This is a genomic window from Myroides pelagicus (assembly GCF_009711055.1).
Taxonomy (GTDB): Bacteria; Bacteroidota; Bacteroidia; order Flavobacteriales; family Flavobacteriaceae; genus Flavobacterium; species Flavobacterium pelagicum.
Map to the genome: position 1 here is coordinate 191,528 of NZ_WMJY01000002.1, position 23,419 is coordinate 214,946.

At 34.6% G+C, this 23,419-nt stretch carries 21 protein-coding genes; 11 read left to right on the forward strand and 10 right to left on the reverse strand.

Annotated elements, in window-relative coordinates:
* Positions 1-274: 274 nt before the first annotated feature.
* The gene (locus GJV77_RS01860) at positions 275-1,174 is read right to left on the reverse strand and encodes a NifU family protein (protein WP_155034655.1); all 900 of its coding nucleotides are present in this window, start codon (positions 1,172-1,174) and stop codon (positions 275-277) included.
* Positions 1,175-1,290: 116 nt separating this feature from the next.
* On the opposite strand from GJV77_RS01860, the gene GJV77_RS01865 reads away from it, so the two are divergent.
* The 3 genes from GJV77_RS01865 to GJV77_RS01875 are packed head-to-tail and all read left to right on the forward strand — an operon-like array spanning position 1,291 to position 5,469.
* Positions 1,291-3,894: a T9SS type B sorting domain-containing protein gene (locus GJV77_RS01865; RefSeq protein WP_155034656.1), complete on the forward strand. Its 2,604-nt coding sequence runs from the start codon at positions 1,291-1,293 to the stop codon at positions 3,892-3,894.
* A gap of 6 nt (positions 3,895-3,900) precedes the next feature.
* Entirely contained in the window at positions 3,901-4,908 is a 1,008-nt protein-coding gene (locus tag GJV77_RS01870; protein WP_155034657.1) for a PorP/SprF family type IX secretion system membrane protein, read from the forward strand.
* Positions 4,909-4,953: 45 nt separating this feature from the next.
* Positions 4,954-5,469, forward strand: a complete 516-nt coding sequence (locus tag GJV77_RS01875; protein ID WP_155034658.1) for a gamma carbonic anhydrase family protein — start codon at positions 4,954-4,956, stop codon at positions 5,467-5,469.
* Between the two features lie 78 nt (positions 5,470-5,547).
* Here the strand turns inward: GJV77_RS01875 and murI are convergent, their stop codons facing one another.
* The 8 genes from murI to GJV77_RS01915 form a co-directional block, all read right to left on the reverse strand.
* Entirely contained in the window at positions 5,548-6,327 is a 780-nt protein-coding gene (gene murI / locus GJV77_RS01880; protein ID WP_155034659.1) for a glutamate racemase, read from the reverse strand.
* Between the two features lie 71 nt (positions 6,328-6,398).
* Positions 6,399-6,914 (reverse strand): OmpH family outer membrane protein, encoded by a 516-nt coding sequence (locus tag GJV77_RS01885; protein WP_155034660.1) that lies wholly within the window; start codon positions 6,912-6,914, stop codon positions 6,399-6,401.
* Between the two features lie 49 nt (positions 6,915-6,963).
* Positions 6,964-8,229: an OmpH family outer membrane protein gene (locus GJV77_RS01890; protein WP_155034661.1), complete on the reverse strand. Its 1,266-nt coding sequence runs from the start codon at positions 8,227-8,229 to the stop codon at positions 6,964-6,966.
* Between the two features lie 26 nt (positions 8,230-8,255).
* On the reverse strand, positions 8,256-10,922 hold the full coding sequence (gene bamA, locus GJV77_RS01895) for an outer membrane protein assembly factor BamA (RefSeq protein WP_155034662.1): 2,667 nt from the start codon (positions 10,920-10,922) through the stop codon (positions 8,256-8,258).
* Between the two features lie 12 nt (positions 10,923-10,934).
* Complete coding sequence (locus GJV77_RS01900; protein ID WP_155034663.1) at positions 10,935-11,675, reverse strand: isoprenyl transferase; 741 nt, start codon at positions 11,673-11,675, stop codon at positions 10,935-10,937.
* A 4-nt stretch (positions 11,676-11,679) separates the two neighbouring features.
* On the reverse strand, positions 11,680-12,399 hold the full coding sequence (gene porG, locus GJV77_RS01905; RefSeq protein WP_155034664.1) for a type IX secretion system protein PorG: 720 nt from the start codon (positions 12,397-12,399) through the stop codon (positions 11,680-11,682).
* 135 nt (positions 12,400-12,534) lie between these two features.
* Entirely contained in the window at positions 12,535-13,419 is an 885-nt protein-coding gene (locus GJV77_RS01910; protein ID WP_155034665.1) for an NAD kinase, read from the reverse strand.
* Positions 13,419-14,087, reverse strand: a complete 669-nt coding sequence (locus tag GJV77_RS01915) for a CBS domain-containing protein (RefSeq protein ID WP_155034666.1) — start codon at positions 14,085-14,087, stop codon at positions 13,419-13,421. The genes GJV77_RS01910 and GJV77_RS01915 overlap by 1 nt, the downstream gene beginning before the upstream one ends.
* A 94-nt stretch (positions 14,088-14,181) precedes the next feature.
* Here GJV77_RS01915 and GJV77_RS01920 point away from each other — a divergent pair, with 94 nt between their 5' ends.
* From GJV77_RS01920 to clpX, 8 genes are all read left to right on the forward strand, one after another.
* Complete coding sequence (locus GJV77_RS01920) at positions 14,182-14,895, forward strand: pyridoxine 5'-phosphate synthase (RefSeq protein ID WP_155034667.1); 714 nt, start codon at positions 14,182-14,184, stop codon at positions 14,893-14,895.
* Entirely contained in the window at positions 14,895-15,671 is a 777-nt protein-coding gene (locus tag GJV77_RS01925) for an alpha/beta fold hydrolase (protein WP_155034668.1), read from the forward strand. The genes GJV77_RS01920 and GJV77_RS01925 overlap by 1 nt, the downstream gene beginning before the upstream one ends.
* A 651-nt stretch (positions 15,672-16,322) precedes the next feature.
* Positions 16,323-17,570, forward strand: a complete 1,248-nt coding sequence (locus GJV77_RS01930) for an OmpP1/FadL family transporter (protein WP_155034669.1) — start codon at positions 16,323-16,325, stop codon at positions 17,568-17,570.
* Between the two features lie 19 nt (positions 17,571-17,589).
* Positions 17,590-19,191, forward strand: a complete 1,602-nt coding sequence (locus GJV77_RS01935) for an SGNH/GDSL hydrolase family protein (protein WP_155034670.1) — start codon at positions 17,590-17,592, stop codon at positions 19,189-19,191.
* A 29-nt stretch (positions 19,192-19,220) separates the two neighbouring features.
* Positions 19,221-19,562: a phage holin family protein gene (locus GJV77_RS01940; protein ID WP_155034671.1), complete on the forward strand. Its 342-nt coding sequence runs from the start codon at positions 19,221-19,223 to the stop codon at positions 19,560-19,562.
* Positions 19,563-19,676: 114 nt separating this feature from the next.
* Complete coding sequence (gene tig / locus GJV77_RS01945) at positions 19,677-21,002, forward strand: trigger factor (RefSeq protein ID WP_155034672.1); 1,326 nt, start codon at positions 19,677-19,679, stop codon at positions 21,000-21,002.
* Between the two features lie 82 nt (positions 21,003-21,084).
* Positions 21,085-21,744, forward strand: a complete 660-nt coding sequence (clpP, locus tag GJV77_RS01950) for an ATP-dependent Clp endopeptidase proteolytic subunit ClpP (protein WP_155034673.1) — start codon at positions 21,085-21,087, stop codon at positions 21,742-21,744.
* A 3-nt stretch (positions 21,745-21,747) separates the two neighbouring features.
* Entirely contained in the window at positions 21,748-22,989 is a 1,242-nt protein-coding gene (gene clpX, locus GJV77_RS01955; RefSeq protein WP_155034674.1) for an ATP-dependent Clp protease ATP-binding subunit ClpX, read from the forward strand.
* A 46-nt stretch (positions 22,990-23,035) separates the two neighbouring features.
* Here clpX and GJV77_RS01960 read toward each other — a convergent pair whose 3' ends face one another.
* Positions 23,036-23,377, reverse strand: coding sequence for a hypothetical protein (locus GJV77_RS01960; protein WP_155034675.1), 342 nt, complete (start codon positions 23,375-23,377; stop codon positions 23,036-23,038).
* Between the last annotated feature and the right edge of the window lie 42 nt (positions 23,378-23,419).

The following is a 23,419-nucleotide window of genomic DNA, read 5'->3' on the forward strand; positions in this document are numbered from 1 at the left end:
TTTATTAGAGAAGTTTAGGTAGTTTGAATGTTAGATTAGTCGTTGTTTCTATTTAATGGATTTTGTTTTGAATTATGATGTTCTGCATTGTAATTTTACATCGATAAATCATTGACTATTAATAATTAACTTAATCTTAGATATATAAAAATATAGGCGAACAATTAAGTGTTTAGGATAAAATAACCTAAAGTAAAAAGGCAGTAGCAAACTTGTGTTTACTACTGCCTTTTATGTTGTAATAATAATGTGCTTTTAACTTAACAGAGTGTATTTAACCATTGTAGGCTTCTACGATAATATCATTGTCTTGTAACATTTGTCTAAGCATGTTTTCAATACCGTTCTTAAGGGTAAAAGTAGAAGAAGGACATCCACTACATGCGCCTTGTAGGATAACGTTTACCGTGTTGGTTTCTTCGTTGTATTTTTGAAAAGCAATATTTCCTCCATCAGCTTGTACTGCTGGTTTAACATATTCTTCCAAAATATTGATGATTCGTTGAGATTTTTCATCTAGAGCGTCGAAGTGTTGATCAGCTTGCTCTTCTACTTGTTTAGTATCCAGTATAAGAGATTCATCAACTGCTAGATTGCCATTTTCTAAAAATTCTTTGATGAATGAACGAGTGGATTGAATATAATCATTCCATTCGTAAGCATCAAATTTAGAAATAGAAACATAGTTTTCATCAATAAAGACTTCTTTTACGAAAGATTGTTTAAACAATTCTTTGGCAAGGTCTGAAGTTTGTGTTTCGTCGATATTTTTATATTCAACGTGCTTTTTTGTTAATAATTTATTAGCTACAAACTTTATTACAGAAGGATTTGGTGTTGATTCAGCGTATATAGTGATTGGTTGCTTTTTTATTTCTTTTTTAGAATCAATTAGTATTTTCTTACCTTTAGCAAGAAATAGTTCTATTTGATCAGCAACTGTTTCTTTTACATCATCCCATTCAACGATAGAAAATTTTTCAATGGCAATAAAATTATTTGAGATATAAATCGTTTTAACAAAAGGAAGATAGAATAATTCGCGTGCTAATGGTGAATTAGCCGTTTCATCAATATTTTTGAATTCGAAGTTTTCTCCTTTAGTTATAAAATCAGGTAAAACAAATTTTATAATTGTAGGGTTAGACGTATTTTGAATTTGTATTTTTGACATATTATTTTAGTTTTTTCAAAATTAACAAAGAAAATTACTATGTGTCTTGAATAACGTTTATTTAAACATATAATTAACAAATAAGTAAGCAGTAATAATTTTAATATAGCGATAAAATGAGCAAGAATTTCTGGCTTTTATTTTTTGTTCTTTCTGTATTTACAAGCACTCCGAGTGCTTTGGCAGGAACGAAATCCATAAATTATTTAAATAAAGCAAGTATTGCTATTGTAGCGGATCAGCAACAGCCCAACCAGGTTGTATTTGGAAAACCATTCAATGTAGAGCAATGTGTGCCTGGCTTAGATGCTAATAAAGTAGTAGTATCTGATAAAATGGTAGTTTATTTAGGTGAAGCCTTAAAAGATAAAGCTACAGGAAGTGTTGTAGATGCTTCTGGAAATGCAATTGTCCCAAAAGGTTATAAATATAGCTTTCATGCAACAGAAGCAGCTGCTAATGCAGGAACTAATCCATTGACTGATGATAGAATAGAGATTCAAAGTCCAACAGCAGGTACCAGCTCGTTATGGTTGCGTGTGTATTCGGTTATAAATCCTAATGATCAACCTAATGTAGAAGAGTTTACTTTGACGATTAAAGATGCAAACTGTACGTTATCAGAGCGATTGGTGAAATTGCAAGATATGTATGCTTGTAAAGATGATAATGGACAAGGTACTTTTAATTTATCTAGTTTAATAGGTGAATTATACTATGGACAAAAAACAGTTGAGCTGTTTCAAAACGGTGTTCAAATAACGTCACCTTTGAATAACTTTAAAGCAGTAAATAATACTGATATAGAAGCACGTATTAAATTGCTTAATACTGTAGAAGAAGGTAGTTATACTTTTACCTTGTATACGGAGTCGTTAGAATTAAATCCAGTACAAGCAAGTCTAGAGGTAGTTCAAAGTAAAGAAGACGCTAATGGACGTTATGGTATCTTTGATTTGAATAAAGCAAAACAACAGCTAGTGGTAGCTGGGGATAGTGTAGGTTATTATACGTTTAGTTTCTATAAGACGAAGTCAGATGCAGAAAGAGCAGTGAATGTTATTGCTTCTCCTGAAGCATATGAAACTTTAGATGGTAGTTTTGTCTATGTACGAGCAGAGAGTAAATTGACTCGTAATAGCTGTATTAACGTTGAAAAGATGGTTGCGTTAAAAGTAACAGAGAAACCGTATATTCCAGAGTTAGAAAATGTGTCTTACTGTGATAGTAATGTGACTTCCTTTAAGCTATCTTTGACTGAACAAACGATTAAGATTGCTGATGGTCGAACTTTGGCAACTGAAGATGAAATAAAGGATCCGAACTTTGATCCTACAGGGAAGTTTACTGTAGAGTTTTTTAATTCAAAGGATGATGCAGAAAAAGCGCAAAATAAAATAGTAGGAGCAGAGATTGAAGTACAAATTAATGAGGCTAAACAGATTTGGGTAAGAGTTACTGATCTAATGACTGGTAGTTATAATACAGCCTATTTTTATGCTTCAATCGGATATAGTAAATTAAAAACGGAGGTAGCTAATAATCGTGCTTTTAATGTTTGTCAAGTTGATAATTCAGCAGATGGGAAGTATTATGTTAATCTTCGTACGACTGAGTCTTATTTTATTGGTAAATTGAAATCAGATCAATATGGTCCAAGCCTAAACCCTGAAGGAGCTAAACTAACAGTGCATTATTACGCTAGTGAGCAAGATGTAATTAACGATGTAAGAATGGATGAGTCGTTAGTAACAAAGTATGCTATACCAATGGGAGGTAAAACACCTACAATCTATGCACGCGTTGGTATGCAGAAAGAATTTGATTGTCCATTGGCAGAGAATTATAGTTCGTTTCATATCACATTAAGTACAGTACCTGTTACAGAAAAATACCCTTCAGAAAATACGCTTCAATTGTGTGCGGACTCACAAACAGGAACAATAACACCAATTATATTAGGGGTGACATCAAAAGATGTTAAAAATAGACCATTAAAAGCAATTTGGTCAAAAAGGGAGTATGATTCAAACAACGATGCTTATTGGAAAACTATTCAAAGTGGTGATCAGTTGACTTATGCAGTTACTATTGCAGGAGATTATATGGTTTCTGTAGGGTTTCAAGACGAGCCATTTCCAGGAACAACATCGTGTATTATTACTCATTCATGGACAGTTAAAGATTTAATAAATGTATTTGTTGAAAACGCTGATGCGACGGGTATGGTTAATTCATTAGACGTGAATGAATATGGGGAAGCTGAGGTTGTGATTGGATCTAAAGGTGGTTTGTCAGGCAATTATGAATTTGCTATTGATTCAGGTGCATTTCAAATGAGTAATCGCTTTCTTAATGTTCCAATCGGAAGTCATACTGCTTGGGTAAGAGATGTCGTATCAGGATGTATGGCATATACAGATTTTACTGTTTTTGGTTATCCTAAATATTTTACGCCAAATGGTGATGGATATAACGATACATGGACTATACCTGGATTAATGAAGCATCCAGAAGCAAGAATAGCTATTTATGATCGATATGGAAAATTGATCAAACAATTAAGTTCTCAAGGAGAAGGATGGGACGGAACGTTCAATGGAAAACTAATGCCATCAACCGATTACTGGTTTACTGTAGAGTTTACTAACGATGTACCTGGACAGCCAAAAGATGGTCAAAAAATGAGCTATAAAGGACACTTCTCTTTAAAAAGATAATTTGATATGAATAAGATATTTAGAAACGGTTACCTTGTTTTAGTTTTATTGGTAGCTCAATTGGGTAAGGCACAAGAGGGAATGCCTGTATATTCGGAGTACTTAGCAGATAATTATTATCTTTTACACCCTGCGATGGCAGGTATTAAGAATAGTCTTCAAGGAAGAATGACCACGAGACAGCAGTGGAGTGGAGTGGATGATGCTCCTCGTTTGATGACGTTGAATGCGAGTGCTAGATTAAATGATCAATCTGCTATAGGAGGTGTTTTTTATAACGATAAGAATGGTTACCATTCACAAGCTGGGTTTAAGGGAACCTATGCTTACCACTTGACCTTTAGTGAGTCGAGATATGACTTACATTTACTATCATTTGGTATTAGTGCAGGATTTGCTAGGACCTCCCTTGATGAAAGTGAGTTTGGAGGATTTGACCCGAATGTTGATGGAAGTAATACATTAAAGGATTCTTACTTTACAGTAGATGTTGGAGCAGCTTATCACTACAAAAATTTCTTCTCGATGTTGACTGTTAAGAATGCTGTAACTAGTAAGTCAAATTTATATTCTGATGTAGAGAGTAATAACTTGCGTAAGTATATGGCAGGGGCTGGTTATGCATTCGGGAATACCAAATATGGGACAGGTTGGATTTATGAGCCATCTACATTGATACAATATACAGAGAAGCTTGATGAACTATCTTTCGATATTAATATGAAAGTATATAGACAATTTGAGTTTGGAAGATTATGGGGAGGTATTTCTTACCGTACAAACTTAAATGGTGCTGATTATGAAAAATTAGGTGAGATTAAAACTCAGCGTTTACAATACTTCACTCCACTTATAGGAGGTAACTATAGGAATTTTACCTTTTCTTATGCGTATACTCAACCAGTCGGTGATGTGAAATTTACAAACAGTGGTTTCCATCAATTTACAATAGGGGTTAATTTATTTCCTAAACGTGTAAGTTTAGATTGTAATTGTCCAACAGTAAAAGATTAAAATAAAAAATCCCGATATTTATCGGGATTTTTTATTTTACAAGATATGATTATAAGAGCAGTACGTGGGAAGTCACCACAAATACCAGAGGATTGTTTTATAGCAGAAAATGCAACTATAGTTGGAGAGGTAACCTTAGGAGAACAATGTAGTATATGGTTTAACGCTGTAATACGAGGTGATGTGAACTCAATTTCAATTGGGAATAAAGTTAATGTTCAAGACGGTGCAGTTATTCATTGTACATATGAAAAACACCCTACAATAATCGGAAATAATGTATCAATTGGCCATAATGCTATGGTGCATGGTTGTGTGATTCATGATAATGTCTTAATCGGAATGGGGGCAATTGTTATGGATAACTGTGTTGTTCACAGTAATACGATTATAGCAGCTGGATCTGTTGTTACTCAGAATACAGTAGTGGAGTCTGGAGCAATTTATGCAGGTGTACCAGCTAAAAAAGTAAAAGAGATCAATGCTTCTGAATTTGGCGGTGAGGTAGAAAGAATTGCCAATAATTATGTGATGTATTCGAGTTGGTATAAAGAAGAGTAATTCTTTAAAGATTTGGAGAAAAAAATCATCGTGTTAAATATAAAAGGTTGCTAATTTATGTTTAGCAACCTTTTATATTTAGAAGTTTTTGTATTCTGCAATATCTCCATCATCAAGGAAAGACTGTAGAATGGTGGTATCTGTGTTGGTGTAGAAAAGGCACTTTCCAATCGATGTTTTATTGTTAAGTAAATCCAAATCTTGTAAGACATTTTTTGTTTGTTTAGCTACAGCTTTACCTGAGTCAATAATTGTTATTGAATCCCCTAGTAGTTCTGTTAGTATCGGTTTGAGATATGGGTAATGGGTACAACCTAATACTAATGTATCCATACCTTGAGCTATCATAGGGTCTAAATATTCTTTGAGCAATGCTCTCATTTCAGGGGTGTTTGTTTTACCACTTTCAATAAGGTTAACGATGTTATAGCCGATTTGCTCAATTATTTTCACATTAGGGTATAACTTTAACTTAGAAGAGAATAAGTCGCTAGTAATCGTTCCTTTTGTAGCTAGAACACCTATAGTAGAAGTTTTTGTCAAAGAGGTAGCTGGTTTAATGGCTGGTTCTATTCCAATAATAGGAACTTGAAACTGTTGCCTAATCTCTTTAATTGCATTCGTTGTAGCTGTGTTACATGCTATAATTATTAGTTTACAGTTCAATTGAAGTAAACACTCGACATTCTTAAGTGAAAGTGCTATGATTTCACTTTGTGTCTTTATACCATAGGGTGCGTTGAGCTGGTCCCCAATGAATATAGTATCTTCATTAGGCAGAAGTTTGTGTACTTCACGCCATATTGTTGTCCCGCCAATGCCAGAATCAAATAAACCTATGGGATTGTTTTTAGTCATGTACAAATTTAAAAAAAACCACTCTATATACATAGAGTGGTTTTGGTATTAATTGTTTAAAATAATCAGGATTATTTAACTCCTAATTCTTTTTTTACATCTTCTAATAAGCTTGGTCCATCAGCAACTAAAAGTCCTCCACCTACTGTAGCATCCATTACGTAATCATATCCTTTTGCTTTAGCTACTTTTTTGATAGCTGCTTGTGCTTTTTCCATGATTGGTTGTAATAAAGTCATTCTTTTTTGCTCTAATTGTTGAGAAGCTGAAGTTTGGAATTCTTGGATTTTTTGCTCCATTTCACCTACTTCTTTAGCTCTTTTTTCGTTCTCAATTTCACCTGCAGTAGCTGCTTCAGCTTGATATTTTTGAACTTTAGTTTGGTATTCAGTAACCAAAGCTTTGAAATTAGCTTCAAATCCTTCTCCCATTTTTTTCAATTCAGCATCTGCAGTTTTCATTGCTGGTAAGTCTCCCATTAAAGCTTGTACGTCGATATGAGCTACTTTAGATTGAGCCATTACAGCAGTTGAACTTACTCCAAAAAACATTGCTGCTGCAATTAATAAAGATTTCATTTTTCTCATGTTACTCGATTTTTTTGATTTATTTTCTATAATTAATGTTCTAGTTATTCTATTTATTTTCTTGTTTACGTCTTTCAATTTCTTTTTTTCTTTCTTCTATTTTTTCTTGAATACGACGCTTTCTTTCTTCTTCTTTCTTTAGAGCTTCTTGTCTTCTCAGCTCTTGTTGTTTTTTTATTTCCGCTATTTCCGCTTCGCGTTTACTTTTCTGCTCTTCTTTTTGTTGGCGCGCTTCTTCTCTTTTTTTCTCTAGCTCTATACGTCTTTCTTCTCTTAGCTTTTCAATATCAACTGTATTTGTTGTTTTAGACTTGCTTTGGGCTTCACTACGTCTTTGATCTAGTTCTTCTTGAATCAACTGATCGCGTTCTTCTCGTTGGCGTCGAAGTTCTTCTTTTTGCTCTTCAATTTGTTTTTTGCGATCTTCTATTGCCTTTTCTTTAGCAAGCTGAGCTTCTTGACGTCGCTGCTCCATTTCGAGTTGCTTCTGCTCAATGATTGCTTTTTGGGCTTCGATACGCTCTAAACGTTGTCTTTGCTTTTCCTCTTGTTTTGCTTGTCTTTCCTTTTCTCTTTCTTCTTGCTGACGGCGAATAGCTTCTTTTCGTAAAGAATTAGGATCGTTTGCTTCTTCCTGTTTTCTTTTCTTTTCTTCTTGTCTTAATAGTCGATCAGCTTCAGCCTTTCTTCTTTGCTGTTCTTCTCGACGACTTTGACGTAGTGCCATTTCGTCTTCAAGCTTTTCTTCTTTCTCTACTTCTTTGACTTGCTTTCTAGTCATATTTTGTTTGCGTCTTGCAGTAGCCATACGCTTTATAACTAGATCACTAATATCGTGCCTTTTTGTGGCAAGTACCATAGTGGACTCTGTATTTTTATCAAGAACGTAATCAAATTTCCTAGCTTCTGTGATGTCTTCAACAATAGCAAAAACTTGATCTTGGATTGGCTTGGATAACATTACTTTTTGAGTAATTAAATCTCCTTTGGTACCGAATCGCTTTTGCTGATACTCATAAAGCTCCGCTTCTTTTATTGCTATTTCCTCTTCTTTTTCTTCAATGAGTTCTCTTGTTAAGAGAATTCTTTCAGTTGCTAATTCATCTTTTAGCTTTTGGATATCAGTTTGCATTTTATCAGCTTCTGACTTCCATTGATTGGCTCTAGCATCAAGAGCTGTAGTAGCTTCTATATATTCAGGTGTCTGCCCTAATATATATTCCATATCAATGTATGCTATCCGAGCACTTCCGCCCTGTGGATACATTGTTAATGTCGTAAATATACAAATAATAGAAGCTAATACAAGTCTCATGTTGTTTCATTTTTTATCGAACTACATTAGAACGATTGACCTAAGATAAAGTGCGTTTGCCATCCACTTTTTTGTGGTTGTCCTGGTGCTGGATCAAATCCATAACCGAAGTCTATTCCTAATAGACCAAACATAGGCATAAATACACGAACTCCTAATCCTGCAGATCTTTTTAACTCAAATGGTTTATAGTTTTTAAATGTATCATATGAGTTACCTGCTTCAGCAAATGATAATACATAAACTGATGCACTCGGTTTTAATGTAATTGGGTATCTTAACTCTAACGAAAATTTGTTGTAAATAGTACCCCCAATTTGTTCTCCTCTTTCATTTATTGGTGTTAGTGTTTGGTTTTGGTACCCTCTAAGCTGAATTACTTCTCTACCATCTAGTGAGAAATTCGCTAACCCATCTCCACCTAAGTAGAAACGTTCGAAAGGTACGATACCTCTTTTGTCGTTATACGATCCCATGAAACCAAATTCTCCAACGGTTCTTAATACTAGCTTGTCATAGATAGTTGTATACCAATCTCCTTTAAATTTGATTTTATAATACTCTAACCAATTGAATCGTTTTTGATCGATTTTACTTTGGTCTGCAGCTGCATCTTTCCAATCATAGACTGGTTGACCACTACTATTGATATATGTCCCTTCTGGCATTGGTAAGCCTGTAGAAGGATCTATAGCTCCTGCTTTTGATTTTAACTTGTATTCTTGTTGGTCTTTTAATGTTGTGTAATCAATATTGTTGAATAATGAATATGGCGGTGTGAATTTACCACTTACACTAAATAGTGATCCAAAAGTAGGGAAAATTGGATCCATACCACGGTTATCTCGTCTAAGTTCTATCTGGTATGATAAGTTACGTGACGAACCATCTCCAAATGTAAATAGACCTGTATTATAATTATTCATGTCATAGTATTGGAAACTCAATGTATGTGATAACACAAAATAATCATCAGGTACATTTAAGTTCTTCGCCATACCAAATGACAAAGTCGTAATATTAAATCCTCTACTGCGGTCTGTACGACGGCTGTAGTAGTCGTATAGGTTTTGTTTACTATATGCCACTGTACCGAAGAAACTCACTGGTTTTTTTCCTCCAAACCATGGTTCTGTAAAGCTTAAGCTATATGTCTGGTAGTAACTACTTCCTTGTAAACGAAGTGCTAACGATTGACCATCTCCCATTGGGAATGGTTTGTATGCCTCTTTATTAAATATATTTCTCAAAGAGAAGTTGTTAAAAGAAAGACCCAGCGTACCGATGAATCCACCTCCACCATATCCTCCTTGTAACTCTACTTGACTCGATCCTTTTTCTGCTACTACCCAGTTTAAATCTACGGTTCCAGATGCTGGATCAGCATTCTTGATATCTGGTACGATAGCTTGTGGGTCGAAGATTTGTAATTGAGATAATCTACGCATTGTTTCCATAACAAGAGCCTTACTCCAAGTTTCCCCTGGACGTGTCTTTAACTCGCGTTGGATTACGTGATCATGTGTATGGTGGTTCCCTGACATCGTGATGTTATTGAACTTAGCAATAGGTCCCTCCATGATACGTATCTCAAAATCTATCGTGTCATTAGCTGTCTTAACCTCTACTGGTGTAACTTGTGAGAATAAATATCCTGAATTTTGATATAAATCACTGATGTTGTTACCATCTTGGTTTGTAGGGTCAGCAATACGTTTACTAAGTAATACACCGTTGTAAACATCTCCTTTACTGATACCTAATAGATTTTTTAAATCTGAACTTCGATATTCAGAGTTACCGATAAATCGGATATCTCCAAAGTAGTATTTATTACCTTCTTCTACTTTAATATCAATGGCAATTCTATTCGTTTCTGGGTTGTAACTTGTAGAATCAGTGATAATACGAGCGTCGCGGTATCCACTTTCTTTATATTTCTCGATTAGTTTATCTAAATCTTCTTCGTATTTATTCGCAATGAATTTAGAAGGCTTAAATAGACGCAATGGATTAAAAGGACTACGTTGTTTTGTATCCTTCATTGCTTTTTTAAGCTTTTTATCTGCTAGTTTATCATTTCCTTCGAAGTTGATCTCTGAAATACGAACTTTTTTACCCTTGTCAATTCCAATAACTAAATCTACTCTTCTATTTGTAGAGTCAGTCGGAACTGTGTTTAAGGTAACTTTCGTATTGTAGTAACCATCTTTCTTGTACTTGTTTAACAAGAAGTATTTTGTCGTTGATAAGAAGTTTTCATTTACGATCTTACCTTTAGTTATTTTAGCTTCTTTGATTAATGCTTCAGACTTTGATTTCTTATAGCCTTTAATCTTTACGCTATTTAAACGTGGTAATTCGTTTAAACTCAACTCTAGGTTAATAGTATCATTTACGATTGATGTTTCATAAATGTTGATATCTGTAAAGAATCCAAGATTCCAAAGCTTTTTTAAAGCATCAGATATTTCTTCTCCAGGTACTGTTATTTCTTGTCCTTTACTTAGTCCAGTAAAAGTGATAACTGTTTGTGGATTGTAATTGTATTTTCCAGTTACTTTTACGTCCCCTAAAGTATAAGTTTTAGGAGCTTCATAAGTAGGAATGTTTAAACTGTCTTGTGCTTGTGCATTCGCATAGATTAATCCAGCAATAAACAGTGCAAAAAGAGAGGTTCCTTTTTGAAACATTATATTCGTTTTTTATTTAATTTGTTCACTCGTTTTTCCAAACCTTCTTTCTCTATTCTGAAATGTAAGAAGGGCTTTTGCTAATTCTTCTTCTGTGAAGTCTGGCCAAAGTACTTCAGTAAAATATAACTCTGCATAGGCTATCTGCCACAACAAGAAATTACTTATTCTTTGTTCTCCACTGGTTCTAATTAGCAGGTCTACATCAGGTAGACCATTCGTGTAAAGATGCTCATTAATAATTGTTTCATCTATATCACTTTCCGAAATTAAGTTATTTTTAACTTTAAAAGAAATTTTTTTCACAGCTTCAACTAACTCTGCTCTTGAGCCATAGCTGAGTGCTAAAGTCAAGGTCATTTTGTCTAAATCTTTAGTCTGATCAATTACTTCTTGTAAGTTTTTTTGAACTTTATCTGGCAGTAATGATAAGTTGCCAATTGCATTTAACGAAATCTTATTTTCAATAAAAGTAGGTAATTCTTTCTTAAGGGATTTAACTAATATTTCCATTAGCTTGTCCACTTCGAATTTTGGTCTATTCCAGTTCTCTGTTGAAAATGCGTATAATGTTAGGTTTTTTATACCCAATTTAGCACACATTGTTAATGTAGAACGTACTGATTTAATTCCGTTTTCGTGTCCTATTGTTCTTAAAAAACCTTGCTTTTTTGCCCAACGACCATTACCATCCATAATGATAGCCAAGTGTTGAGGTAACTTATTTACGTCAATGTGTTCTTTCCAATCCATTTATTTAATCTGCGCAATAACATGGGTTTTTTCCGAAGGTATAACTGATAGATATACCTGTGAAAAAAAACCAATCGTTTCCATTTTTACCAAAACTGTAATATTCTTTTGACGAACCTGTAGGGTGACTACCATCTAGATTGTCCGTGTATGTATAATTAGCAATGATTTCTGCATTGATAATTAACTGTGGAGTAGCTCGTATTTTTACTCCTCCGCCAAAGGGAATTGCAAAAGAATTTTTCTTTTTATCTTTTACTAAATCTACCTTGTCAATGTGTATTTCTTCCTCAATTGGTTGTTCGAAAGGCTTGAAGTATAAGTCTGTATATCGTATGCCTGATACTCCAGCATATATATATGGTGTTATGGCAAACTTTTCTTCGTGTAGGTCAAATTCGAAAAAATTAAACTCTATTCCTACTGCCAATTGTTCAACTTTATTGTCAAATTGATACCCTCTTTCTCTGCGAGAAGGGATACTTGACTTTAGATCATCGCCACTTATTTTATTATGTGTGTAGCTTACTCTATAGGAGTGACGGGGGCTTCTGTTTAATCTGTAATATAAATTAAATGAAACATCAGTCGGTTTAATAAACTGAGTAGAACCTATATCTCCAACGTAATTAGCCCCACCAACACCAACACCAACTTCATGAATCTGTCCATGGGCTAGATTGGCAAATAATAGTAATACTAAAGAGAGTAAAATTCTATTCATTTTATTAAAATAAGCTACAAATATACTAATATTGAGTTTTAATTAACCTTTTTTGGATATTTAATAGTGCAATTAAAACCATGTTATCCATTAGTAAACGTATCTTTTGAGAAAAAAGTATAAACGTTTAGGGGACTAATTTCTTTTGTCTTCTCCCCAAAGTAGTTTGTTTCGCAAGGTTTTGATAAAACTCTGTGAAGGAAACTCTACCAAATCCATTGTGAAAGGTGCTTTTGAAATAATGATTTCAGTCTCGTTTGTCACTGTCTTTGTGGTTGTGTCTAAGGATAATAAGAACTTTTTCTCACGACTGCTCACTTTTAATTTTATCTCGAGATTATCTCTAATAATTAATGGGCGTACATTTAGATTGTGTGGTGCTAGTGGTGTGATCACAAAACAATTTGTCTCTGGCTCGATAATTGGTCCTCCACAACTAAGTGAATAACCTGTCGATCCCGATGGTGTAGCAATGATTAATCCATCAGCCCAATAAGATGCTAGAAATTCATTGTCAAGATAGGTATCTACCGTAATCATCGAAGTCGTGTTTTTTCGTGAAACTGTTATCTCGTTTAAAGCATATTGAATTTCAAAATCATTGTTTTTGGGTGGATTGCATTGAAGGCTAACTAATGATCTTTTTGACAATTTGAAATTACGTGTAAAAACATTGGGTAGTAGTTTCTCTATTTCATCTTGTTGCACATTTGCCAAGAAACCTAGTCTGCCTGCATTGATACCTATCACAGGTATGTTTTTATCTTTAATAAAGTTTGCTGCCCTCAACATTGTTCCGTCCCCACCTATACTAATAAAGAAATCAGTATCTGCGCTCAATTCTGTATTCTTACCAAAAATGTCATATTCTTTTGAAAGAATATTGTTGTTTTTAAGTAAGTTGTAAAATGCTTCTTCAAAGACTATTTGATGTTCGTAGTTTTGAAAAACATTTAGAAGCCTTAGTATAATATTTTGTACAATTGGCTTACTAGTTTGTCCATAAATTGCAAACTTCATTATATATTCATGTATTTATTTAGGTAGTTTGATCTCTCTTTTAATTCATTGCGATACATATCGTCAATATTATTCGAATCGATTATATAGCCATGCCTACGTAGGTCATCTAAAATAGCGTTGGTGTTTATCTGATTTGTCTTTAATAAGATATAGGTGTAATCTTCTTCTCGTGACAAAATCAGAATACCGTATAGTTTGGCATTGTTGCTTTCTACGAGTTGTGTGATTTCAGATAGGCTATAGGTGTCGTATTTTTTAGATACGACAATATATTCTCCTGGCTCATCGATGAAGGTTGTTTCATTCCAAAAGGAAAGGACTTGGTCTTTTAGTACTAGACTAACTAATTTTCGATGTCTATCTACAACAGGCAAAATATTAGTATCATTACTACTGAATAGATTCAGTGTTTCAAATAAGCTAATATCACTTGCGTAGATTAGTTGAAAGTGTTCTAGTTCATAACCTAGTTCTTCCAGTGTGTCACTATCTTCCAGGGTCTCGATATCTTCTGCTAATAAGCTTCCTAAAAACAGATTTGACTCATCTACGATTGGTAAATGCGTCAGGTTAGTTTCTCTTAAATACGACATACATTCCTCTGCTTTTGAATGAAGAGAAAAGAACGTCGGAGAAACAAAGAATTCCGCTTTTATTGAAAACATATTTAATAGATAGTTTTATTCAGTGCAAAATAATCAAATTTAATCAATAGACGTAAATTATACTTTGTATTTTTGCGTATAATTTTTTTGAACTATGACTAAGTTATCTGTAAATATTAATAAAATAGCCACTTTACGTAATTCACGAGGGGGTAATGTTCCTAATTTACTTCAAGTAGCAAAAGATGTGCAAAAGTTTGGTGCTGAAGGTGTGACTATACATCCGCGTCCAGATGAGAGACATATTCGTTACCAAGACGCTAGGGATTTGGTAGATGTAGTTTATACTGAGTTTAATATTGAAGGTAATCCAATGGATAACTTCATGCAACTCGTTTTTGAATGTAAACCTACTCAAGTTACTTTAGTTCCTGATGCGGTTGATGCACTGACATCAAATGCTGGTTGGGATACGATTAAACACAAGGGCTTTTTGCAGGAAATAATTGCTGAGTGTAAAGCTCAAGGTATTCGTACTTCTATCTTTGTAGATCCTGTATTGGAAATGATAGAAGGAGCTAAGGTAGTAGGAGCAGATCGTATCGAATTATACACGGAAGAGTTTGCTACACAATATAGTTTAGGTAATGAAAAAGCTATTATTCCTTACACTAAAGCAGCTGAATTGGCAAATGAATTAGGACTTGGAATTAACGCTGGACATGATTTAAGTTTGGATAATATCGAGTTTTTTAAAAATAATATTCCTAACTTGTTAGAAGTATCGATAGGCCATGCTTTGATTGCTGAGTCTTTATATTTGGGTATTGAGAATGTAGTGAATATGTATATTAGAAAATTACAATAATGGCAGAAGTATTATATTCAAATATCGAAGGCGAGGGTGGTATTCCGTTAATTGTGATGCACGGTTATTTTGGTACATCTGATAACTGGAAGACTTTTGGAAAACAGATGGTTGAGTTGGGGTATGAAGTTCACTTATTAGATTTGCGCAATCACGGTAGAAGTTTTCATTCGGAGGATTGGTCGTATGATTATATGGTCGAAGATATTATTCGTTATATGGACTATCACGCTATGTGTGATGCTATTGTATTAGGGCATTCAATGGGGGGGAAAGTAGCGATGAACTTGGCTGTAAAATACCCGTCACGTGTTGAAAAATTAATAGTAGCTGATATATCGCCAAGGGCTTATGATCCGCATCATCAAGTGATCATAGAAGCATTGCAGGCAGTTAATTTTGATGAAAAGCCTAGTCGTCAAGAAGTAGATGCAGTTATTAGTAGTATGATTTCTGATGCAGGTACTCGTATGTTTTTGATGAAAGGTCTTTATTGGAAAGAACCAGGTCAATTAGCCTTTCGATTTAATCTTGATGTGTTTGCTAGCCATCCTGAGGTAGTTGGTGAAGGATTAGCTGATGGAGGCGTGTATGAAGGAAAAACTCTTTTCATTCGCGGTGGAAAATCAAACTATATTCAAGAAAGTGACTTTGAATTAATTCATGAGCATTTTCCACAAGCAGTGATTGAAACGATACCAGGAGTAGGACATTGGTTGCATGCTGAGAATCCGCAAATGTTTTACGATATAGTACACTCCTTTCTAAACAGGTAGGTAAACAGTGTAAACTTCATATAAGGCTATTTTTCAAACAGAGAAGTAGCTTTTTTTATATCTATAAACCAATGTGTAAAATAAGATAAAATTATTGACTAAAACTGTACAGCTATAGTCGTACAAGACAGCTCGCCTTCCTAATGGTCGGGATATGGTCAGGACATGGTCGGAATATTTTCATTCAAAATATCCCGATCATATCCCAACCATCTTTTATGCATGTCTAAATCATCTGCATAAAAACGATGAATTGTGCACGTAGGCTTGATAAAAATTTTTCATTTTTTTTTTGATGAGAAGAGGTGGTGGTTAATTGAATTTTAGTTGGTGTGAAGTGTGGTTGAGAATCACACAAGAAGGTAGCGATAGCTTTCAGTAGTAGATGTACTAAAGATAGTAAAAGTGACGAGTAAAAATACTAAAAAAATGTAATTAGGGGCTGATTTTTTAGGGTGCTTTCTTAAAGTTTGTATTGCTATTTTTTCATGTCTGTGTTAAAATATAGGTTATTTTATAAAGTGAATGTTGTTTTTATTTAATTAAAATTTATTTTATTTTTTATATATGTTAAAATAAGGCTTAAAAATTTGTAAAATTATAATATCTGTATATATTTGAAATTAGACAAATTATAACAATACTTAGATTATGGTTAAAAAGTTTATATCATTATCCCTTATTACTTTGTTATCTTATTCTGCTTATGCAGGAGGATATAGAGTTGCAATGCAAGGAAACAAACAACTTGCAATGGGACATACAGGTGTGGCTGTAGTGAATGGAGCAGAATCAGTGTTCTTTAACCCTGCAGCAACAGTTTATTTGAAGGATAAATGGAGTTTCTCTGCTGGAGTAAATGTGCTTATAGCAGACACAAAATTTCAGAATAAGACATATGGTTGGGAAAACGAAACGCGTAATGTAGGTACACCAATTTACGCTTATGGAGCTTATAAGGCGACAGATTGGTTGTCAATAGGTTTGGCAGTTTACTCTCCATACGGAAGTGCAGTGGATTGGGATAAAGATTGGCAAGGAGCGCATTTAGTTAATAATATTGACTTAAAGGCATTCTATTTTCAACCAACAGTAGCAATAAAGGTAAGTGAGCGTTTTAGTTTTGGTGGAGGGCCAATCTTTGTAAATGGAGGTGTAACGTTTAACAGAAACGTATCTCGTAGTATGGCTGATGAGCAAGGGAATAAAACAGACGTGACGATTGAAGCGAAGAATGTAACTGCCTGGGGATGGTCAGCGGGATATTTATTTAATTTCGACGATCATTTACGCGTAGGGATGAATTACCGTTCAAAGATTATCATGAAGGAAACGGCAGGAACAGCAAAGTTTCACGATGTACCAGCGTTTGGGCAAGGCTTATTTAAAGATGGAACGATAACGGCAGAGATGCCATTACCAGCAGAGTTGTCTGTAGGGGTTTCGTATGAATGGAATAAGTGGTTGTTTGCTTTTGATTACAATCGTACTTTCTGGAAAATTTACGATGCTTTAGTGATAGATTTTGTCGATAGCCCATTAGGTACGTCTGTGAATCCACGTAATTATAAAGATTCAAGTACTTATCGTTTGGGAGCTCAGTATACTGTAAATGATCAGTTGTCTTTGAGAGCTGGTTGGTACTATGATGAGAGCCCTGTACAAGATGGTTATTTTGCACCAGAGACACCGCGTAATGATTCTCGTGCTTATACAGGAGGACTTACTTATAAGTTTAAAAATGGTTTAGGTGTAGATGTAGTGTTTAGTTACTTACACTTTAGCGATACAAACAACTCGTACGATTACTTTAATGAAGATGGGCAGAATGTTTCTTTTGGAGGAACATACAGAAGCGCTGTGACAAGTGGAGGTATAGGAGTAAGCTATAGTTTTTAATCTTTAAAAGAAAACAATCATGAAAAAAAGATATTTATTAGTGTTGCCAGCTTTAGCCTTAATGGTGAGCTGTAAACCAGAGATTAGTGAAAAAATTGACTCAAACACCTATTATCCTGGAAAGGCTGATTTTTCTTCGTATGTAGCGATAGGGAATTCATTGACAGCGGGATATATGGATGGTACGGTATATAAGTCGGGTCAGTCTAACTCGTTTCCAGCTATATTAGCAGGTCAATTCAAAGTTGTTGGAGGAGGCGAGTTTACTCAGCCTTCGTTTGCGGACGATGTTAATGATGTCGGAGGCTTGCTTTTTAATGGAGTAGGTAATCCTAGCTTTAAGACAAAAATGATTATCAATATGTCAACGGGAGGACCAGAAAACATTAAAGGAGAGTCGACAATCGAAGTGTTTAAACAACAAAAAACAGCTTATCACAATGCAGGTGTACCAGGAGCTAAGACGTTTCATGTCGTAGCACCAGGCTATGGTAGTATGGCAGGATTAGCGGTAGGTAAAGCAAATCCTTATTTTGTGCGTACGGCTACCTCTGAGAATGCAACGGTGTTAGGAGACGCTCTTTCATTAGAACCAACTTTCTTTACCAACTGGATTGGGGCAAATGATGTATTGTCATATGCAACCTCTGGAGGAGAGGGAGTAGATCAAAATGAAGTAGGTGGATTAGACCCTAGTAAATACGGTGGTAATGATATAACACACGTAGGTGTTTTTCAAAAGGTGTATGGTGATATTACTAATGCATTGACAGCAAATGGAGCAAAAGGAGTATTGGCTACCGTACCTGATGTAACGGCAATTCCATTCTTCACAACGGTACCTTATAATCCATTAACGCCAGAATTGATTGGTGTTGAAAATATTGATAAATTAAATGGATTGATAGGGATGTTCAAAGTGATTTTGAGCAGCCAAGGACAAGGCGATAGGTTTCAATTGATCTCTAAAGAAGCGGCTAATCCACTATTAATTCAGGATAAAACGCTAGCAGATATGTCTCCTGTGTTGGAATATGGAATTACACAAGCAGTAGCATCAGGACAATTTCCTATTGAATTGACTCCAGCACAAATAAAAATGATAGCAATGTCATTTGGTCAAGCAAGACATGCAACTGCTAAGGATTTAATGTTGTTGACTAGTAAATCTCAAATAGGCGCTTCATTACCTGTATCTACAGGAAGTCCAGTGATGGATGCATTGTTGAAAAAAGGCGTGTCTTTTCCAATCGGAGATGAATTTGTATTAAATACGGTAGAACAACAAAAAGTTAAGACAGCAACAGTTGCTTTCAATACGATTATCAAACAAGTGGCCGCTAGTAAGGATTTAGCCGTAGCTGATATGAATGACTTGCTTAATAAAGCTGTAGCTGGATTAAGAGTAGAAGATGGTCAAATTTATACAGCAGATTATTTCAAAGGAATGGGGAATCTAAATACAGTGATGTTTTCACTAGATGGGGTGCACCTAAATCAAAGAGGTTATGCCTTTATTGCTGCAGAGATACTACGCGTAATCAACAAACACTATGAGGCTAGTATTCCATTAGTAAATCCTGCTGTTTATCCTGGGCCAGTATTATTGCCAACTAATTAATAATTCAGTACATTTACAATAAAAATATTATGAATTTTATCATTAGATTATTAATTACAACGGTAATTGTAGTATTACTTTGTCAATTTATGCCAGGAGTAAGCGTTGATGGTTGGACATCAGCCTTATGGGTAGCTGTAGCGATGGGGATTTTGAATGCGACACTAAGACCATTGTTGGTTTTTATGACGTTGCCAGCAACTATTGTGACACTCGGTCTCTTCTTGTTTGTGATCAATGCGATTATTATACAAGTGAGTGCTTATTTTGTCAAAGGATTTATGGTAGATAATTTTTGGTATGCCTTGTTATTCAGTATTGTATTGACATTTTTTCAATCTTTAGTGAATGGGAAGCAGAAGGAAGACTAGTGTAGAAAGTAAATAAAAAATTATTGATTGAAATACAATCACTTAAAAACTTGGAAGGGTTGCAAAAATAATTTATTTTTGCAACCCAAATTTATTATGTAAATACATCAAAAAATGAATATTACAAGAAATAATGTAGATGCTCTTAATGCAATCGTAACAATTGAGCTTGCAAAAGAAGATTATCAAGGTAATGTAGATCAAGTATTATCTAACTACAAAAAGAACGCTAGTGTTCCTGGATTTAGAAAAGGAGCAGTACCAATGAGTTTAATTGTAAAACAATATGGAAAAGCTGTATTGTTCGAAGAGGTGAACAAAATTTTGCAAGACAAATTGAATAATTATCTTGTAGAGGAGAAAATTGATATTTTAGGAAATCCACTTCCAGTATCAAACGAAAGTTTTGATTGGGATGCTGATGTATTAAAATTTGATTTCGAATTAGGGTTAACTCCTGAGTTTACTTTAGACTTAGAAGGGAAAAATAAAATCACTAAATTCAAAGTTGTTGCTGATGACGCTATGTTAGATGAGCAAGTTGAGTTTATCCAAAAACAATATGGTAAGTTAGTATCTAAAGAGGCAGTTGAAGAAACTTCTGACTTAGTAGGTACATTTACAAACGAAGAAGAAGGAATTAACCAAGAGGCAACTCTACCAGTTACTGCTTTCAGAACTAAAACAAACCAAAAGAAATTCTTAAACAAGAAAGTTGGAGATCAAGTTACTGTAAGTACAAAAGGATTATTTGATGATGATCACAAACTAATGGAGTACTTAGGTTTAGATCACGATAAAGTACACGGATTAGAAGTTGATGTGGTATTCACAATCAAAGAGATTAACGAAACTGAATTAGCAGAGTTAAACCAAGAGTTATTTGATAAATTGTTTGGAGAAGGTGTAGTAACATCAGTAGAGCAATTAAAAGAAAAAATCAAAGAAGACGCTGAAAAGCAATTTGCAGGTCAAGCAGATCAAAAATTTGTAAACGATGTTTACGAGCACTTGTTGGCAGAGACTAAATTTGATTTACCAGCAGAATTCTTAACAAGATGGTTACAAACAGCAGGAGAAACTCCAATGACAGCTGAAGCTGCTGCTGCTGAGTATGCAAAATCAGAAAAAGGCTTGCGTTACCAATTAGTAGAAGGTAAAGTAATGTCACAATATGATTTGAAATTAGACTTCGAAGAAATCAAAGCATATACCGTTAAGTTAATCAAAGATCAGTTAGCTCAATTCGGTCAAGCTGAACCAGACGAAAAAACGGTAGAAGATATCGTAGCAAGAGTTATGACTAACCAAGATGAGGTAAGACGTATTTCTGAGCAAGTGATGAATGATAAAGTATTAGTATTATTCAACGAAAAAGTATCTGCTAAAGAAAAAGAAGTTTCTTATAAAGATTTCGTAAAGGAAATGTACGGAGAATAGTTTCCGAAAAAAAATAAGTATATTTGAGCGTCTTTCCGAAAGGAAAGGCGCTTATTTTTTAATACTAAAAAAAAATAAATAAATGGATTACGGAAAAGAGTTTCAAAAGTTTGCAACAAAGCATCACGGAATAAATAGTATGTACTATGACAAGATAGTTAGTAGTATGACCCCTTATATCATAGAAGAGCGTCAAATGAATGTAGCGACAATGGATGTGTTTTCGCGTTTGATGATGGATCGTGTTATATTCTTAGGGACAGCAATAGATGACTATGTAGCTAATATTATTCAAGCGCAGCTTTTATTTTTAGAAAGTGTAGATAACTCTAAAGATATTAGTATTTATGTAAACTCTCCAGGAGGAGGAGTGTATGCAGGTCTAGGAATATATGATACCATGCAGTTGATCAAACCAGATGTAGCGACGATATGTACAGGAATGGCAGCTTCAATGGGAGCAGTGTTATTGTGTGCAGGTGCAGCAGGGAAGCGTTCGGCATTGCCACACTCACGCGTAATGATTCATCAGCCATTGGGTGGAGCACAAGGACAAGCTTCAGATATTGAAATAACAGCTAGAGAAATTTTAAAACTTAAAGACGAATTATATCAAATCCTTGCAGATCATTCAGGACAATCGATAGAGAAAATTCACAATGATAGTGATAGAGACTATTGGATGATAGCTAAAGAAGCTAAAGAGTACGGAATGATTGATGAGGTGTTAATTAGAGAATAATATATGGCGAAGGTAGAAATGCGTTGTTCTTTTTGTGGACGTCCAGAGTCTGAAACGAATATATTGATTGCAGGAATGGATGCTCATATATGTGATCGATGTGTAGAGCAGGCTTTTGGTATCGTAGAAGAAGATGGAGAGGCAAAAGAAAAGGAAAGTCTTGCGAATGATTTATTGTTGAAAAAGCCGAAGGATATTCGCGCTTTTCTAGATGAATATGTAATTGGTCAAGATCAGACAAAGAAAGTGATGTCTGTGGCAGTATATAATCACTATAAGCGTTTATTACAAGAGGCAAGCAATGATAAAGATGATGTAGAGATTGAAAAGAGTAATGTACTGATGGTGGGGCAGACAGGTACAGGAAAGACATTAGTTGCCAAAACAATTGCGCGAATGTTGAATGTGCCTTTGGCAATTGTCGATGCAACTGTATTAACTGAAGCAGGATATGTAGGGGAAGATGTAGAAGGTATTTTGACAAAGTTATTGCAAGCGGCTGATTACGATGTAGAACGCGCTCAGAGAGGTATAATATTTATTGATGAGATAGATAAGATAGCACGTAAGAGTGATAACCCATCGATAACTCGTGATGTGTCAGGAGAGGGAGTGCAACAGGCGCTGTTGAAATTGCTAGAGGGTAGTATAGTCAATGTACCGCCAGAAGGAGGAAGAAAGCATCCAAATCAAAAATTTATAGAGGTAAATACAAAAGATATTCTTTTCGTAGCAGGAGGAGCTTTTGACGGTATAGAACGTATTATTTCTAAACGATTGAATTATCAAGCAATCGGATACAATGCTTCTAAGGAAAATGAAAAGGTAGATAAGGAGAATTTGATGCAGTATATTGTTCCTAAGGATATTAAAGACTATGGTTTAATACCCGAAATAATTGGACGTTTACCTGTCTTGACTTATATGAATCCACTGGACAAGGAGACTTTACGATCAATCTTGACAGAGCCTAAAAATGCTTTGATTAAGCAATATGAGAAGTTGTTTGAAATGGATAATATCAAGTTTACTATTTCAGATGAGGCATTAGATTTTATTGTAGATAAGGCCTTAGAGTATAAATTAGGAGCTCGTGGATTGCGCTCTTTATGTGAAGCTATTTTGACAGATGCAATGTACGAATTGCCTAGTCAGAAGAAGATTAAGAAGCTACATGTAGATAAAGCGTATACGGAACAAGCTTTGGATAAGAACTTATTGCAGAAGTTACAAGCTTCTGTTTAAGAGGATAAAAAAAGCGGATATCAAAAGTTTGATATCCGCTTTTTATTTAAGGAGTGAACCTCTTCTTCAATGAAATATATTTTTTTAATTGATTAGACGTTAATCTTTGTTGGTCAATTAGCTTGTTTAATTTTTGATTTGATTCATCTACTTTAAGCATTAAGTCAGAATATGATTTAAGGGCTTTTTTGTCCCCGCTAAGCGCTTTACTGTATAAATCTTTATAGTTGTTTACATAATTGGTATACGTGCTTAGCATTGACTCTATTTCATCTTGTGAATTTTTTTTGACTTTATCTTCTGGATAGTGATTTTGGTCATTGACAGTATCACATCCTATAAAACCAAGAAGTAGTAACAATATAATAGAGGGAAGTAAACGGTGCATATTAAAGTTCTAAGAATCTACGATGCAAAAGTACATTGTTGT